We start from the raw sequence: 15,628 nt of genomic DNA on the forward strand, positions 1-15,628 counted from the left end.
CGCAAATATACATGAGCGGATCCCCCCGACATACAATGGTATAAGAGGAGAGGGGGGCATGGAATGATTGGTTTTTGGGGAGAAGTGCGCGAGGTAGTGTTTGGGACAGATACTGTTCAACAGGTGCTTGTCTGGCTTGAATCCAAGCAGCAACTGATCCGTGCCATTTATTACCGTTATGCTGGCCACAGCTTACAGCAGGGAGATCGGGTTCTGATTAATACGTCTGGTATTGACCTAAAGTTGGGGACAGGAGGATACGGTTTTGTCATGGCCACCGCTCAGGACTGGCTGACTGAACATGGTTCTCCACGGTCTGTATGGCGGGACAAGGATAAGCAACATGGACAGCGTCCCTGGCCGTATAGCGGACGTATTATGAAGCTTCGCTATTTGCCCAGCCAAATACCGGTGCAAACTGTAGAATGTGAAGAGAGTAAGGTTCACCCTTTATTTTGTCAACCGTTTACCCTAGGAGGCAGATATGTACTGGTTGGGGAACTGCATAGCATGTTGCCAGTATTGGCTGCTATGATTTACCGCTGGCAGCCTGAGCGGAAAATCGTCTACATTATGGATGATCAGGCGGCACTGCACCTCGGCTTAAGCGACCATGTCCGCCGTTTGAAACAACAGCTGCGGCTGACAACCATCACCTGTGGCCAAGCCGTGGGCGGAGAATTAGAAACCGTTAATTTATACACCGCCTTAGAAGCGGCCGTAAAGGTCGTGAAGGCGGATGATATCATTGTGACACAGGGGCCAGGAGTTGTCGGGACACGCACCATCCGAGGGTTTAGCGGCATGCAGCTGGTGCATTGGGTTCACGCTGTCACCACTTGCGGAGGCATACCTGTGGTGATTCCCCGTATTCAATGGCGCGACAAGCGCAACCGGCATCAAGGGTTAAGTGAACATACCCGCTATCCTCTTGTAGCGCACACCTTGGCGAGGGCGCGCATTCCCTATCCCGTCGGAGTGAGCGCCCAGTACGGGGACCAACACATCTCGGACCAGGTGCTTGAAGAACAAATGGACCAGCTGAAGGCCAAACATGATGTGATTCCTGTACCTGTCCACCATTTTCAAAGGGAATTGGTTGAGGCACTGGAATGGTATGGCACGGTGAGAACCATGGGGAGGTCATATGCGGATGATCCTGCGTTCTTCGCCGCAATTGGGGCTGTTTTTCATTTTTACCGTAAACACATAGCCCCTGATGGTGGGCAAAGTTAAAAGTAAAGCTATTGGTGTGGCCACACAGGGCTGATGGCTTTTCATTTTGGCGTTTATTCGCTATGATGACAAGTGATCCTATCACACGGAGGCGTTGATGATGGCATCATTTTATGAAAAAACCGTACATACCACCCCTATTTTCCAAGGCAGAATCATTTCATTACAAGTCGAACGAGTGGAGCTGCCCAATGGAAAGACCAGTACCCGGGAAGTGGTCAAACACCCTGGAGCCGTGGCTGTTATGCCTTTTACCAACGACGGAAGAATGGTAGTGGTCAGACAGTTCCGCAAACCCCTTGAAAAGGAGATTTTTGAGATCCCGGCTGGCAAACTGGAAAAAGGTGAAGATCCTGCTCTGTGTGCGTTAAGGGAATTGGAAGAGGAGACAGGTTATTCAGCCCAGAACTTGCAATTGGTCACCTCTTTTTATACCTCCCCAGGCTTTGCTGATGAGTTGTTGTACATTTTTGAGGCGACTGATCTGAAACAAGGAAGCGTCCGCCCCGATGCGGATGAATTTGTGGAGATGCGGCTGATCAGTTTGGAGGAAGGGTTAAAGCTGATGGAAACCAGAGAGATTCACGATGCCAAAACCGTTTTTGCCCTGATGTACTGGCAAAATAAACGATTGAAAGCCAGGTTGGGTGAGTAAAGGATGAAGCTACACCATATTTTTGCCGATCTTCATATTCATCTCGGTCGAACCTGGACATCTAAACCGGTCAAAAATTACGGCTTCTGGCGAGATGACCCTCAGCGCGGTTTTAGAAGAGGCGTCCACCCGCAAAGGCCTTGATATGATTGGTGTGATTGATTGCCATGTTCCCGAAGTACTGGCCGAATTAAAGCAGCTTATACGCCAGGGGCGCGCTGTCCAGTTACCTGGGGGAGGCATTCGTTACGGCCAGACAACGCTGATACTGGGGACTGAACTGGAGATTTGCGATGAATACTGCCGGGGCCCTGTTCATGTGTTATGCTATTTGCCCACATTGGAGGCCATGACCCGCTTCAGCCAGTGGATGAGCAGGTATCAAAAAAATATTAACCTCAGCTCCCAACGCAGTTATGTACCCATGCGAAAGTTGCAAAAAGAAGTACGGGCGCTGGAAGGCTTGTTTGTGCCTGCCCATGTGTTCACCCCCTATAAAAGCGTCTATGGCAAGGGGGTCGACACTTTTATGAGCGAAGTGATGGATTTGGACCTGGTGGACGGGGTAGAGTTGGGGCTCAGTTCGGACAGTCACATGGCTGATCAATTACCGGAACTCCATTCATTTACTTTTTTGACGAATTCCGATGCCCATTCTTTGTCCAAGATTGGGAGGGAGTATCAGCAATTGAGGGTGGCTGAGGCTGACTTTACGCATTTAAAAATGGCGCTCAGGAGGACAGATAATCAAAGGGTGGCAGCCAATTACGGTCTTGATCCCAAACTGGGCAAGTACCATCATGAGGTGAGCGAACGCCTGCGGCAGCTGGCCTCCCGGCAGCGGGAGGCAGCGCAGCAGGATGTTGCCTGTGTACAGGGCCCGCGCGGCAGGCAAACAAACCGACCCGCCGACCGGCCGCCCTATATTTATCAGGTGCCTCTTGAGTTTATACCCGGCCTGGGGCCAAGACGCTTGCAGAAACTGATCGAGGTTTTTGGTTCAGAAATGGCTGTGATTCACAATGCCTCGCTGGACAGTCTGAAACAGTGGGTGCCCGAAGAAGTGGCCGTCATGATTGTTAAGGCCAGAGCAGGACAAGCCACCATCAAGGCCGGAGGCGGGGGGCAGTATGGAAAAGTGTCATATTCACAGGATGCCTCACATAGGATAGAGTAAACCGAAGTGAGGAGGCCCCCGGGATGAAGCAAAAAATTGGACAAGTGATATGGAATCATGTGCAAGAACACTCCGCATTATATCTGTTTATCACTGTTCTGTTTGTGATGGGTATCATCTTCGGAACACTGACTGTTCAAAGTTTGGGTTATGCCCAGCAGCATGAATTGTATACGTATTTCCAACAGTTTTTAGAGCAGTTTGCTAAAGAAAATTTTGTGGATCCCGGTTATGCGTTTTATCAGAATTTCATCCATTACGTGAAATACGTAGGCATTATCTGGGTCTTGGGCTTATCCATTATCGGTTTGCCTGTCATTTTAATCATGGTTTTTTTAAAAGGCGTTTTTGTTGGTTTTACCGTTGGCTTTCTGGTTCATCAAATGGGGCTTAAAGGGTTTTTGCTTTCCTTCGTCTCCGTCATTCCTCAAAATATGGTCGTCGTCCCTTTGATTTTGATGATGAGTGTGATCAGTATTTCTTTTTCGTTGAAGTTAATGGCCCATCTGTTTAGACAAAACCGAGTCAACAGGGAGCTTAGCCTGGCCAAATACGTTTCTGTGATGGCTTTGGCCGCTGTTATTCTGGTTGCCGTCGCTCTTTTTCAGACCTATTTCTCTCCCCTGCTCATGAGAGGGCTGCTCTAGCCCTGAATCAGATAAGCTCTTATTTGACGAGAACAGATTCCCTCTTCTATAATAAGGAACAGGATAAGCCTTCTGGGGAGGGGTATCTACGTGGAAGATCGTATTGAGCGCATTAAGCAGCACTTGCACGCCCATAATTATAAACTGACGCCTCAACGGGAGGCGACGGTCCGCGTTCTACTTGAACATCAAGATGATCATCTCAGTGCAGAAGATGTGTATCTATTAGTCAAAGAAAAAGCCCCGGAGATTGGCTTGGCCACTGTGTACCGCACTTTAGAGCTGTTGAATGATCTGAACATCATCCATAAATTAAATTTCGGCGATGGTGTGGCCCGCTACGAATTCCGGGCAGAAGGGGCGGAGCGTCATCACCATCATTTAATTTGTGTTCAGTGCGGGGCTGTGGATGAAATTATGGAAGATCTTCTCAAAAATGTAGAACATAAGGTGGAAAAAGATTTTAACTTTAAAATTCTTGATCATCGCTTGATCTTCCATGGTATATGCCACCGCTGTCAGGAACAAGAGGACAATCAACCGCTCCCAGAGGCAAAACAAGCTGAAACCAACACAAACCGTTAATATGACCGGATAAGCACGCGTGATAAAGGCTAAGGGGAAGTCCATAGCCTTTTTTATCTTTAGTTTATGGGGTATTTTTTTATGTCCATTTTTATCGTGATGCCAGATAGAAACCGGCTCTTTATTTGTATGAATGATGCCTCCTGTTCACATCCTACTTGTGAAGGGAGGCTTGGATGATGATTATCGGTGTGCCCAAAGAGATTAAAAATAATGAAAATCGTGTGGCTTTATCTCCTGCCGGTGTACAAGTGCTGGTGACGGCAGGACATCAGGTTGTGATGGAAACTGATGCCGGCCTGGGCAGCGGTTTTACCAATGAACAATATCAACAGGCTGGTGCTCAGATTCTACATACGGCTCAAGATGTATGGCATACGGCTGATATGGTGATGAAGGTGAAAGAGCCCTTGCCTGAAGAATATGCCTTTTTCCGGCCTGGTTTGATATTGTTTACCTATTTGCATCTGGCAGCAGAAGAAAAACTGACGAAAGCGTTGCTGGACAACAAGGTCACCGCCATTGCCTATGAGACCATTCAGCTCGCTGATGGATCTCTGCCTTTGCTGACACCGATGTCAGAAGTGGCCGGCCGAATGGCCGTGCAGGTTGGCACTCAGTTCTTGGAAAAACCCCGAGGCGGAAAAGGTATCCTGATTGGAGGTGTACCCGGGCTCAGTCCGGGGCGTGTCGTGATTATTGGCGGGGGTGTTGTGGGAACAAACGCAGCAAAGATGGCCATGGGCCTTGGAGCGCAAGTGACCATTCTTGATATCAATCCTGACCGCCTGCGGGAATTGGATGATTTGTACGGCGGACGCTTGGTCACATTAGTGTCCAACAGCTACAACATTGAGATAGCCGTGAGAGGGGCTGACCTGCTGATTGGAGCCGTCCTTATTCCGGGAGCCCGGGCACCCAAACTGGTCAGCGAAGAGATGGTCAAACAGATGGCGTCCGGTTCTGTCATTGTGGATGTAGCCATTGATCAGGGGGGTTCCATCGAAACCATTGACCGGGTGACGACCCACAGTCATCCCACTTTTGTCAAACATGGTGTGGTTCATTATGCTGTGGCCAATATGCCGGGGGCAGTGCCCAGAACCTCAACCCTTGCCCTGGCAAATGTGACGGTTCCCTATGCCCTTAAGATCGCCAATCTGGGTGTGGCAAACGCGCTACAAGAAGACTCTGCTTTGGCCTTGGGAGTTAATACAATCGATGGCCTCCTGACCTATAAAGCAGTGGCTGAGGCCCATCAGTTGCCGTATACACCGCTGGACCAAGTACCGGGTACGGAGTCATGGTAAACTGGAGGGGGTTATAGGGTGATTGCCCTCTCTCTTTTTCTATGCCCAGGTATGAAAGCAGGGAGGTGTGGCATACCCTTTACTAGGAGGGATGTCCATGCCAGGTTCCTTGAGCCGTTTAATGGATGTGATCAAGATTATTACTGTTTTTGTTGCGCTCACCCTTTTTTTTTATGTGATGATCGTGTGGGTGGCCGATGCCCTTGAAGAGCACAGTGAAGAAGACAGGCCGAAGGGACGGGCGGTAAAGGTGTTTAATCCCCAGCGGGAGGGATCATTGGAAACCATTCACGACGTGAAAGACCGGTTGATGTTTTTCTATTGGTTTGGCGAATAAGTGATGCCGCCCAAGCGGGCAAAGCATATATAACTAAAATCGCTCACCATCGGAAGGAATCAAGGGTTTTGGTGTCGAAGTTTTATCAACCGGAGGAGACTGGAAGTAAAAGGAGCAGGGGAGCGATGAGAGCGGAATTGGACGCATTTTTACACTATTTACGGGTTGAAAAAGGCCTGTCCGCCAATACGATCAACTCTTATCGGCGGGATTTAGAGCGTTTTTTTTCGTCTTTAAACAAACAGCAGTGTGTCTCACTCGAAGATGTTAATCGGGAGCATATTTTGGCATTTTTGCTTGAGTTGCGCAAAGAACATAAGGCAGATGCCACCGTTAACCGTCACCTCTCCGCCATCCGGACTTTTTTCCGCTTTTTACTTCACGATGGAAAATGTGCCCATGATCCTTCTGCCCATATTGAAACACCCAAGCTGGAAAAGAAATTGCCCCAAGTGCTTTCTGTCAGTGAAGTGGAGCGCTTGTTGCAGGCACCTTCCACTACGACTCCCTTCGGTCAGCGGGACCAGGCCATGCTGGAAGTGCTATATGCCACGGGCATCCGGGTCAGCGAACTGATCTCCTTGCGCCTGGATGATGTCCATTTGCAAATGGGATTTATCAAGTGCATGGGCAAAGGATCAAAAGAAAGAATTATCCCTCTGGGCCAGATGGCCATTGACGCCTTATCTCAGTATATTAACAACGGGCGAAAAAAATTGGATAAGACCAGGCGGCAAAAAGTCCTCTTTCTTAACCATCATGGCAGACCGTTAACCAGACAGGGGTTTTGGAAAATCATCAAAAAATATGCTGCCAAAGCAGGAATCAAGAAAGAGATTACGCCCCATACCCTGCGCCATTCTTTTGCCACCCATCTTTTAGAAAACGGGGCGGATCTCAGGGCTGTGCAAGAAATGCTGGGTCATGCGGATATTTCCACCACCCAAATCTATACCCATGTAACTAAAGTGCGGTTAAAGGATATCTATTCACGGGCACATCCCCGTGCTTAGTACGAAGGGCTAAGGAAAACAAAGGAGGCCAGATATCGTGTCTCAAGCATTTAAACGCATCTTCCTTATCGTTATGGACAGCGTAGGAATTGGCGCGATGCCCGATGCAGACCAGTTCGGCGACAAAGGGGCCCACACGCTGGGACACATTGCCGAGCACCGGGGTGGTTTAAACATGCCCCACATGCAAAAATTGGGGTTGGGCAACATTGAGCCGGTTAAAGGTATTCCGCCCGTGGAAAAACCTCTTGCTGCCTATGGCCGCATGCAGGAAGCGTCGGCTGGAAAAGATACCATGACGGGACATTGGGAAATCATGGGACTTCGGGTTGAGGTGCCTTTCCGTACCTTTACCGAAACCGGATTTCCTGCTGAGTTGATCCGTGAATTTGAAAGACGGGTCGGCCGTAAAGTGATTGGCAACAAAGCGGCTTCAGGTACTGAAATTATTAAAGAATTGGGCGAGGAACATATGCGCACGGGCCACTTGATTGTGTACACTTCGGCCGACAGTGTTTTCCAGATCGCCGCCCATGAAGAGGTTGTGCCTTTGGAGGAGTTGTACCAGATTTGTGAAGTGGCCCGGGAACTGACGAAAGACGAGCCCTATATGCTGGGCCGGGTGATTGCACGTCCTTTTATCGGCGAACCAGGTGCTTTCCAGCGGACAGCTAACCGCCGCGATTATGCCTTAAAGCCATTCGGCCCCACCGTAATGAACTATTTGCAAGAGGCGGGGTATGATGTCATCGCCCTGGGCAAGATCAGCGACATTTACGACAATGAAGGTGTGACCAAGGCCATTAAGACCAAATCGAACATGGATGGGATGGATCAATTATTGTCCACCCAGATGGAAGATTTTCAGGGCATCAGCTTTCTTAATCTGGTTGATTTTGATGCGCTCTATGGCCATCGCCGGGACCCTGAAGGGTACGGCCAAGCCCTGGAAGCATTTGATGCCCGGCTTCCGGAAGTTATGGAGAGGCTGAAGGAGAGCGATCTGTTGATCATTACTGCTGACCATGGTAATGATCCCACCCACCATGGCACAGACCATACCCGGGAATATGTGCCGTTGTTGTGTTACTCCCCTTCTTTTGAGCAAGGTACAAATCTTGGTTTGCGCGAGACTTTTGCAGACGTAGGGGCCACCATAGCTGATAATTTCAAAGTTCGTCAACCGGAACACGGCACCAGTTTTTTAGATGATTTACTTCATCTCAGGAGGGAAATTTAAAAAATGAGGGAAACGTATAGCCAAGCAGCTGATTATTTGCGGGACAAACTGAATGTCAAACCTGATATTGGTTTGATCCTGGGCTCAGGATTGGGCGTTTTGGCCGATGAAATTGAAAACCCGGTCAAGATCCCCTACAGGGAAATCCCTGGCTTTCCTGAATCGACGGTGGCCGGCCATGCCGGGCAATTGGTGTCCGGGGTGCTTGAGGGACGTCCTGTCATAGCCATGCAAGGCCGTTTTCACTTTTACGAAGGTTATGATTTGCAGCTGGTCACTATGCCGGTGAGAGCGATGAAGAAGCTGGGGGTCTCCAAACTGGTGGTGACCAATGCGGCGGGAGGCATCAACCCTGACTTTTCTCCGGGGGATTTAATGTTGATTGAGAGCCATATCAATTTCATGTTCCAGAATCCCTTGATCGGACCTAACGACGATGAACTGGGTCCCCGCTTTCCAGATATGTCTCAGGCCTATACGCCACAACTGCGCGAGAAAGCGGAAAAAGTGGCCAATGAATTGGGGATTCCTTTACAAAAGGGCGTTTATGTAGGGGTGACAGGTCCCAGTTATGAAACGCCGGCTGAAATCCGCATGTTTCGCAAAATGGGAGCTGATGCGGTGGGCATGTCCACCGTGCCTGAGGTGATCGTGGCCGCTCACTGCGGTATGGAAGTGCTGGGGATTTCCTGCATTTCCAATATGGCTGCGGGTATTTTGGACCAGCCTTTGTCCCATGAAGAAGTGATGGAAACAGCCGAACGGGTCAAACAAACCTTTTTAACCCTGGTGAAAGGCATTGTTAAACAACTTTAAATTTTGTGCTGGAGGGATTAAGATGGGTCGTTTAACCAAAATCAAAGAAGCAGCTCAATATATCAAGGGTAAAGGGGCTCAAAAACCTGAAATTGGCTTGATCTTAGGCTCCGGTTTGGGAGATCTGGCTGAAGAAATCGAAGAAGCAGTACATATTGATTATGGCGATATCCCTTACTTTCCTGTTTCTACGGTAGCTGGCCACGCTGGAAGGCTGGTGATTGGCCGTTTGCAGGGGAGAACCGTGGTGGCTATGCAGGGGCGCTTTCACTATTATGAAGGATATAGCATGCAGGAAGTGGTTTTTCCTGTCTATGTTATGAAGCAGCTTGGCGTTCAGCTCCTGGTCGTGACCAACGCTTGCGGGGGGATGAACCGCGCCTATCAACCCGGCGATTTGATGATTATTACCGATCACATTAATTTTACAGGGAACAACCCCCTGATAGGCCCTAACGAGGAAGAACTGGGTCCCCGCTTTCCGGATATGTCCCGCGCTTACACCCCTGAACTGGTACAATTTGTGGAAGAGACGGCCCAAAAGTTGGGCATCAAAGTACAAAAGGGTGTTTATGTTGGCATTAGCGGCCCTAACTATATGACCCCAGCTGAATTAACCATGCTGGCCAACTTAGGTGGCGATGCGGTGGGGATGTCTACCGTGCCGGAAGTGATCGCCGCCAGTCATACCGGATTAAAGGTCATAGGTATTTCCTGTGTAACCGATATGGCCATCGGCAGTGAACTGGAACCGCTCACCCATGAGCAGGTGGTGGAAGTGGCTAACAGAACCAAACCCAAATTTATCTCTTTGGTTAAAGAGATTGTAGGCACGGTGAAGCTGTCATGAGAATGGTGGATCTTATTCAAAAAAAGAGGGATGGCTTTGCTTTAAGTAAGGAAGAAATTCATTTTATTATTGAAGGCTATACCCAGGGCACCATTCCAGATTACCAGATGGCTGCTCTGGCGATGGCTATTTATTTTCGAGGGATGGACAGCCAAGAAACGTCCCATTTAACCATGGCGATGGTCCAGTCAGGTGAAACCATTGATTTATCTCCGATTAAGGGGATTAAAGTAGATAAGCATTCCACCGGCGGGGTCGGAGATAAAACCAGCCTGATTGTAGCTCCCCTCGTCGCTACAGTGGGGGTACCGGTGGCTAAAATGTCTGGCCGGGGGCTGGGTCATACGGGAGGAACCATAGATAAACTGGAATCCATTGAAGGGTTTCAAACAGAACTGACCCCCGAACAATTTTTCCGCAATGTGAATGAGATTAAATTAGCTTTGGTAGGACAAAGCGGCAACCTGGCTCCTGCTGATAAAAAGTTATACGCGCTCAGGGATGTGACCGCTACGGTTAATTCCATTCCCCTGATTGCCAGCTCCATTATGAGTAAAAAACTGGCTTCCGGTGCCGATGCGATCGTATTGGATGTCAAAACGGGATCGGGTGCCTTTATGAAAAAGTTGGAGGATGCGAAAGCATTGGCCGAAGCGATGGTCTCAATCGGCAAAGAGCTGAACCGGCAAACGATTGCTGTCATTTCAGACATGAATCAACCCCTTGGCTATGAGGTGGGTAATGCCAATGAGGTGCGGGAGGCAATAGAGGTTTTAAAAGGGGAAGGGGAAGCAGGGTTAACCAAGCTGTGCCTGACCATCGCCGCTTATATGACCGTAGCCGGTCAAATCTACCCAGACTTTGACAGTGCCTATGAAGAATTGGACAAGGTACTGAGGTCTGGCCAGGCCTTGGAGACCTTCAAGCGCTTTGTTCAGGCCCAAGGGGGCAATACAGAGCAAATTGACGACCCAGAGAAGTTACCCCAAGCCAGCTTTCATGTGGAATTAAAAGCTGAAGAGGATGGGTATGTGACCCAAATTGATGCGGAAGCTGTCGGAGTTGCCGCTATGTTGCTGGGTGCAGGACGCGCAACCAAAGAGGACACGATTGATCATGCAGTGGGGATCACCCTGCGCAAGAAAGTAGGAGATCCTGTTCAAAAGGGAGAAGTGCTGGCAGTTTTACACAGTAACTCTGAACAACCCGCAGCAAGTATCAACCGCTTAAAGCAAGCGATTGTCATTGGCAAGGAAAAAGTAAATAAACTGCCGCTCATCTATGACGTCCTACAATAAAACAAATCTGATGAGTATGGTAAGCCAGTCAGGTTCAGGAAAAAATAGTTTCCGGATTGGTTACCGTGCAGAAAAGCCAGGCACAGCGCCTGGCAATTTTATTGCCTGGAACTTTTGAGAACTGTCGAGGTTTACACAAAACATGTTGATTGATTTATTTTTTTCAGGAAAGGAATATCTTGCTAAATTTTTGGCGACACTGGGGGTAAAAGCCCTTGGTTAACGGTTTTTTCCTCACACTATTTAAACGATGAAAGGAGGAAATGCGGGAGACAGGTTGGCTAAGGCCAACGTTTGTTCTTCTCCCAGTTAGGCGATGTCCTTCTAATGCCTAGAGCGGGAGTCTCCTGTGTGAAGGATGAGAGGAAAGATTTCTCCCACACTGCTTTGCCTATTGCTTATACTTAGTTTGATTTTGAGTGGTGGCTTTCCAGCCTCTGCTGAGGAAAATGATGTAGACTTGGCTCCTGAGGCCAAATCAGCCATTTTAATGGACATGGATACAGGAACCGTCATTTATGAAAAAAATGCCGACTTGCGCTTGCCTCCGGCCAGCATCACTAAAATTATGACCATGCTGCTTGTGATGGAAGCGATTGAAAGAGGGGAGTTGAACTGGTCGGATAAAGTAAGAACCAGTGAGCGGGCGGCATCTATGGGCGGTTCTCAAATTTTCCTGGAAGCTGGCGAAGAGATGACTGTTGAGGATTTGATGAAGGGAATCGCTATTTCCTCAGGCAATGACGCCACAGTGGCTATTGCCGAGCATATTGCCGGAACAGAAGAAAATTTTGTCCGCATGATGAATGAAAAAGCTAAACAATTGGGAATGGAAAATACCCATTTTGTTAACACCAATGGTCTTCCTGCGGACAATCATTACACCTCGGCCAGGGATATTGCCATCATGTCCAGGGCTTTATTGAAATACGAGGATATTACCCGTTTTACCGGCCTTTATGAAGACTACCTGCGCCAAGATACTGACCGTCCTTTCTGGCTGGTCAACACGAACAGGCTGGTCAAGTTCTATAACGGCATGGATGGGCTGAAAACAGGTTATACCAGTGAAGCCAAGTATTGTCTGGCTGCCACCGCCAAGCGGGGCGATATGCGCATGATTTCCGTTGTAATGGGGACACCAACCCCCAAAATAAGAAACAAAAACGTGGTCCAAATGCTGGATTATGCCTTTAACCATTATCAGACCCACCCCATTTATAAAAAAGGGGATATTTTGGGTGAAGTGACGGTCGATAAGGGAGCTCAAACAAGCATGAAACTGGTTGCACCCACTCAAATCAGCGTGTTAACCAAAAAAGGTGAAGCGACAGACCAATACAAAACATCAATCTTGAAGCCAGATTTTGTTCCCTCACCTGTGAAGATAGGGGAAGTATTGGGCCAGGTGGTGATTGAGAAAGAAGGAAAGATTGAAACTGAAGTGGACATTGTGGCCACTGCAGAGATGCCGCGGGCAACATTCTGGCAATTGTTAAAAAGAACCAGCGCTTCATTGTTCAGCGTCACTCCCTAACGCAGTATTCGACAAACAGCCGGGAAACAGAAGCAAGAATGCTCGACTTTTTTGTAGTTTTGTCACCTGGAAGGAAAAACTCCTCCCCGTGTAGAAACCAATCTACGAACGTTAAAGGATAATGAAGGAGGAGAAAAGCAGGTGGCCTTACAAGTCGAGTTTACCACCCGTGAAGATGTACTGATTATCCGTTTAGCAGGCGAACTGGACCATCACACCGCCGAACAACTGCGCAGACAGGCGGAGCAAAAACTAAATGAGCAACAGGTCAGACATATCCTGTTAAATTTAGAAGATCTGACCTTTATGGACAGCTCTGGCCTGGGGGTTATTCTGGGGCGTTATAAGCAAATCTCCCAACAAGGTGGCCAAATGATCGTCTGTGCCATTTCCCCAACGATCTATCGTCTGTTTGAATTATCAGGAATGTTTAAAATCCTGAAGTTCGTGGACTCCGAAGAGCAGGCTTTAAAAACATTGGGGGTGGCATAGATGGCCTTTCATAATAAAATGGAACTTCGTTTTAAGGCTAAAAGTGAAAATGAAGCGTTTGCCCGGGTAGCCGTAGCGTCTTTTGTCTCCCAATTGGATCCTGATCTCGAGCAGTTGACTGACATTAAAACCGTGGTGTCTGAAGCTGTGACCAATGCTATTATTCACGGCTATGAAGAAAATGAAGAAGGCTGGGTCTTCCTGTCCACTGAAATTAACGATAATGAAGTCACCATCATCATTAGGGATGAAGGACAAGGAATCAAAGATATCGAGCAGGCTAGACAGCCGTTGTTCACAACAAAGCCGGAAATGGAACGCTCAGGCATGGGCTTTACCATCATGGAGAACTTCATGGATCATGTGGAAGTGTCCAGTGAAGAAGGCAAAGGCACAACGGTCAAGCTGGTCAAAAAATTGACCACCAACCCTAACCAAGCCTTGTGTAATTAAGGAGAATGCCTATGGATGTGGATGTGAAACAGTGGAACCGTTCACATGATTATTTGGATGATGAGGAAATCAAATCACTCATATCCCGAAGTCAACAAGGGGATACCAAGGCCAGAGACCGCCTGGTCCAAAGTAACACACGCTTGGTCTGGTCAGTCGTACAGCGCTTTTTAAATCGCGGCTATGAGGCAGAGGATTTGTTTCAAATTGGGTGTATTGGCCTGCTCAAATCAATTGATAAATTTGATTTGAGTTACGAGGTTAAATTTTCCACTTATGCTGTTCCGATGATTATCGGTGAAATTCAACGGTTTCTGAGGGATGATGGTTCCGTTAAGGTCAGCCGTTCCTTGAAAGAGACCGCCAACCGGATTCGCCGTACGAAAGATGAGTTAACCAAGCAACTTGGCCGTCAGCCCAAAGTGAGCGAAATTGCCGAAGCTTTGGACATTTCTCCCGAGGATGTGGTGTTTGCCCAAGAAGCGCTGAGAGAACCGGCCTCCATTCACGAAACGGTCTATGAAAACGATGGAGACCCCATTACTTTGATGGATCAGATAGCCGATGACAGTGATCAAAGGTGGTTTGATCAGCTCGCCTTAAAAGAAGCGCTGACTACACTCTCGGAGCGGGAAAAACTGATCGTTTACTTGCGTTACTACAAGGACCAAACCCAATCGGAAGTGGCCGAACGGTTGGGCATCTCCCAAGTGCAGGTTTCACGGCTGGAAAAAAGGATTCTTCAACAAATTAAAGAACATATGAGCGGCTGAATTCCTCCCTCACTTTCCTTGTCAGGAGAAGTGAGGGTTTTTTTGTCCATACATGTTCGCATCTTATTGGGAACATACTATATGGAAAGATATAAAAGGCATGGGTTTCCCTGTTATCACTTCAGCCTAAAAAGGGGTGGAACGCATGGAAAACGGTCAACTTCTCTATCTGCGCCTGCGCCACCGTGTCCAACTGAGGCCGAGCCAACACGTCTATTTTGAAGATATTGCCCAGTATATCGTTGCCCCACACTATGAGGAAAAACTAAAACGACTGCGGATACACACCGTCTCTCCGGAGGACAGGCATCTCATTGTGATTGATGTGGTAAAGGTGATTAAGCGGTTGCAGGAGGTTATCCCCCACCTGGAAGTTGAGGTATTGGGCCCTAGTCAAACGATTATTGAGATCGTTTATCCCCAAAAATCACCCCAGTTTCTTCTTGTTTTATTTGTGTGGATTCTGTTGTTTACCGGCTCAGGACTAGCCATCATGAATTTCCATGAAGATGTGAGTATGCTAGCTGTGCATCAGCGTATTTACAAAATGATGACGGGTATAGAAGAGCCGCATCCTTTATGGTTGCAAATCCCCTACTCCTTCGGGATTGGCATCGGCATGATATTGTTTTTCAACCATGTTTTTAAAAAAAGGCTTAATGAGGAACCAAGTCCCCTGGAAGTAGAAATGTTTAATTACCAGCAAAGTTTGGATCAATATGTGGTCATGCACGAGAATAAGGAGGTGGAAAAGAAATTGAATGACAATACTTAAAGCTGCGTTCTTGATCTTAATTGGTCTTTCAGGCGGGCTGGCAGTAGGAACTGGTCTGGTTGCTTTCCTCACCGTGCTGGGGATTGTACCCCGGCTTGCTCAAATCACCAAAACCCATGCCTTTATCCATTGGTATCAAAGGAGTATTATTATTGGCGCCGTGTTTTGGACTTGGACAGGGTTAAGGGAAGCGGAGTTTTGTTTGCTTAAAGATATTGTTATCATTTATGGACTGTTTGCCGGCATGTTTGTTGGTCTGTTGGCTGCTGCCTTAACAGAGGTGCTTAATGTCTTGCCTATTTTGGCCAAGCGCATTCATATGGTGGATAAGTTGCTGTGGTTATTGATGGCCATGGTCTTGGGTAAGATGCTGGGGTCCCTGTTTCACTGGTTGTTTTTTGTTCCCTTTTCCTAAAACCGGGGCAGTTTGAAAG

At 48.0% G+C, this 15,628-nt stretch carries 17 protein-coding genes and 1 pseudogene; all 18 read left to right on the forward strand.

What is annotated here, in order from left to right:
• Positions 1-63: 63 nt before the first annotated feature.
• The 18 genes and pseudogenes from IEW48_RS02605 (at position 64) to IEW48_RS02690 (ending at position 15,609) form a co-directional block, all read left to right on the forward strand.
• The gene (locus IEW48_RS02605; protein ID WP_188622457.1) at positions 64-1,236 is read left to right on the forward strand and encodes a DUF3866 family protein; all 1,173 of its coding nucleotides are present in this window, start codon (positions 64-66) and stop codon (positions 1,234-1,236) included.
• Between the two features lie 100 nt (positions 1,237-1,336).
• The gene (locus tag IEW48_RS02610) at positions 1,337-1,891 is read left to right on the forward strand and encodes an NUDIX hydrolase (protein ID WP_188622458.1); all 555 of its coding nucleotides are present in this window, start codon (positions 1,337-1,339) and stop codon (positions 1,889-1,891) included.
• 3 nt (positions 1,892-1,894) lie between these two features.
• Positions 1,895-3,068, forward strand: a pseudogene (locus IEW48_RS02615) (endonuclease Q family protein).
• Between the two features lie 23 nt (positions 3,069-3,091).
• The gene (gene spoIIM, locus IEW48_RS02620; RefSeq protein ID WP_007505240.1) at positions 3,092-3,715 is read left to right on the forward strand and encodes a stage II sporulation protein M; all 624 of its coding nucleotides are present in this window, start codon (positions 3,092-3,094) and stop codon (positions 3,713-3,715) included.
• A 90-nt stretch (positions 3,716-3,805) separates the two neighbouring features.
• Positions 3,806-4,300 carry a ferric iron uptake transcriptional regulator gene (fur, locus tag IEW48_RS02625; RefSeq protein WP_188622459.1) on the forward strand — a complete coding sequence of 165 codons (495 nt, stop codon included), beginning with the start codon at positions 3,806-3,808 and terminating at the stop codon, positions 4,298-4,300.
• A 179-nt stretch (positions 4,301-4,479) separates the two neighbouring features.
• On the forward strand, positions 4,480-5,610 hold the full coding sequence (ald, locus tag IEW48_RS02630) for an alanine dehydrogenase (RefSeq protein WP_188622460.1): 1,131 nt from the start codon (positions 4,480-4,482) through the stop codon (positions 5,608-5,610).
• A 97-nt stretch (positions 5,611-5,707) separates the two neighbouring features.
• The gene (locus tag IEW48_RS02635; RefSeq protein ID WP_188622461.1) at positions 5,708-5,947 is read left to right on the forward strand and encodes a DUF4227 family protein; all 240 of its coding nucleotides are present in this window, start codon (positions 5,708-5,710) and stop codon (positions 5,945-5,947) included.
• 125 nt (positions 5,948-6,072) lie between these two features.
• Complete coding sequence (gene xerD, locus IEW48_RS02640) at positions 6,073-6,960, forward strand: site-specific tyrosine recombinase XerD (RefSeq protein ID WP_188622462.1); 888 nt, start codon at positions 6,073-6,075, stop codon at positions 6,958-6,960.
• 37 nt (positions 6,961-6,997) lie between these two features.
• Positions 6,998-8,200, forward strand: coding sequence for a phosphopentomutase (deoB, locus tag IEW48_RS02645; RefSeq protein ID WP_188622463.1), 1,203 nt, complete (start codon positions 6,998-7,000; stop codon positions 8,198-8,200).
• Positions 8,201-8,203: 3 nt separating this feature from the next.
• Positions 8,204-9,016: a purine-nucleoside phosphorylase gene (locus tag IEW48_RS02650; protein ID WP_188622464.1), complete on the forward strand. Its 813-nt coding sequence runs from the start codon at positions 8,204-8,206 to the stop codon at positions 9,014-9,016.
• A gap of 22 nt (positions 9,017-9,038) precedes the next feature.
• A complete protein-coding gene (locus IEW48_RS02655) occupies positions 9,039-9,866 on the forward strand; it encodes a purine-nucleoside phosphorylase (protein WP_188622465.1) in 828 nt (275 codons plus the stop codon).
• Positions 9,863-11,164 carry a pyrimidine-nucleoside phosphorylase gene (locus tag IEW48_RS02660; RefSeq protein WP_188622466.1) on the forward strand — a complete coding sequence of 434 codons (1,302 nt, stop codon included), beginning with the start codon at positions 9,863-9,865 and terminating at the stop codon, positions 11,162-11,164. The genes IEW48_RS02655 and IEW48_RS02660 overlap by 4 nt, the downstream gene beginning before the upstream one ends.
• A gap of 358 nt (positions 11,165-11,522) precedes the next feature.
• Positions 11,523-12,701 carry a D-alanyl-D-alanine carboxypeptidase family protein gene (locus tag IEW48_RS02665; RefSeq protein ID WP_188622467.1) on the forward strand — a complete coding sequence of 393 codons (1,179 nt, stop codon included), beginning with the start codon at positions 11,523-11,525 and terminating at the stop codon, positions 12,699-12,701.
• 141 nt (positions 12,702-12,842) lie between these two features.
• Entirely contained in the window at positions 12,843-13,193 is a 351-nt protein-coding gene (spoIIAA, locus tag IEW48_RS02670) for an anti-sigma F factor antagonist (protein ID WP_188622468.1), read from the forward strand.
• Positions 13,194-13,646 carry an anti-sigma F factor gene (gene spoIIAB, locus IEW48_RS02675; RefSeq protein ID WP_188622469.1) on the forward strand — a complete coding sequence of 151 codons (453 nt, stop codon included), beginning with the start codon at positions 13,194-13,196 and terminating at the stop codon, positions 13,644-13,646.
• An 11-nt stretch (positions 13,647-13,657) separates the two neighbouring features.
• Positions 13,658-14,419, forward strand: coding sequence for an RNA polymerase sporulation sigma factor SigF (sigF, locus tag IEW48_RS02680; protein ID WP_188622470.1), 762 nt, complete (start codon positions 13,658-13,660; stop codon positions 14,417-14,419).
• A 145-nt stretch (positions 14,420-14,564) separates the two neighbouring features.
• The gene (locus IEW48_RS02685) at positions 14,565-15,194 is read left to right on the forward strand and encodes a stage V sporulation protein AA (protein ID WP_188622471.1); all 630 of its coding nucleotides are present in this window, start codon (positions 14,565-14,567) and stop codon (positions 15,192-15,194) included.
• Positions 15,181-15,609 carry a stage V sporulation protein AB gene (locus IEW48_RS02690; protein ID WP_188622472.1) on the forward strand — a complete coding sequence of 143 codons (429 nt, stop codon included), beginning with the start codon at positions 15,181-15,183 and terminating at the stop codon, positions 15,607-15,609. Before IEW48_RS02685 ends, IEW48_RS02690 begins: the two co-directional genes overlap by 14 nt.
• The last annotated feature ends 19 nt before the right edge of the window (positions 15,610-15,628 follow it).

The sequence above is a fragment of the Caldalkalibacillus thermarum genome (genome assembly GCF_014644735.1).
GTDB classification, from domain to species: Bacteria; Bacillota; Bacilli; order Caldalkalibacillales; family Caldalkalibacillaceae; genus Caldalkalibacillus; species Caldalkalibacillus thermarum.

What these genes read in the sequence shown, in the direction of transcription:
- IEW48_RS02650 (WP_188622464.1), top strand. Translation starts at nt 8,204, where the DNA reads ATGAGGGAAACGTATAGCCAAGCAGCTGATTATTTGCGGGACAAACTG.
- IEW48_RS02610 (WP_188622458.1), top strand. Translation starts at nt 1,337, where the DNA reads ATGGCATCATTTTATGAAAAAACCGTACATACCACCCCTATTTTCCAA.
- IEW48_RS02605 (WP_188622457.1), top strand. Translation starts at nt 64, where the DNA reads ATGATTGGTTTTTGGGGAGAAGTGCGCGAGGTAGTGTTTGGGACAGAT.
- IEW48_RS02685 (WP_188622471.1), top strand. Translation starts at nt 14,565, where the DNA reads ATGGAAAACGGTCAACTTCTCTATCTGCGCCTGCGCCACCGTGTCCAA.
- IEW48_RS02660 (WP_188622466.1), top strand. Translation starts at nt 9,863, where the DNA reads ATGAGAATGGTGGATCTTATTCAAAAAAAGAGGGATGGCTTTGCTTTA.
- IEW48_RS02665 (WP_188622467.1), top strand. Translation starts at nt 11,523, where the DNA reads ATGAGAGGAAAGATTTCTCCCACACTGCTTTGCCTATTGCTTATACTT.
- IEW48_RS02690 (WP_188622472.1), top strand. Translation starts at nt 15,181, where the DNA reads ATGACAATACTTAAAGCTGCGTTCTTGATCTTAATTGGTCTTTCAGGC.
- ald (WP_188622460.1), top strand. Translation starts at nt 4,480, where the DNA reads ATGATTATCGGTGTGCCCAAAGAGATTAAAAATAATGAAAATCGTGTG.
- xerD (WP_188622462.1), top strand. Translation starts at nt 6,073, where the DNA reads ATGAGAGCGGAATTGGACGCATTTTTACACTATTTACGGGTTGAAAAA.
- IEW48_RS02655 (WP_188622465.1), top strand. Translation starts at nt 9,039, where the DNA reads ATGGGTCGTTTAACCAAAATCAAAGAAGCAGCTCAATATATCAAGGGT.
- sigF (WP_188622470.1), top strand. Translation starts at nt 13,658, where the DNA reads ATGGATGTGGATGTGAAACAGTGGAACCGTTCACATGATTATTTGGAT.
- spoIIM (WP_007505240.1), top strand. Translation starts at nt 3,092, where the DNA reads ATGAAGCAAAAAATTGGACAAGTGATATGGAATCATGTGCAAGAACAC.
- IEW48_RS02635 (WP_188622461.1), top strand. Translation starts at nt 5,708, where the DNA reads ATGCCAGGTTCCTTGAGCCGTTTAATGGATGTGATCAAGATTATTACT.
- spoIIAB (WP_188622469.1), top strand. Translation starts at nt 13,194, where the DNA reads ATGGCCTTTCATAATAAAATGGAACTTCGTTTTAAGGCTAAAAGTGAA.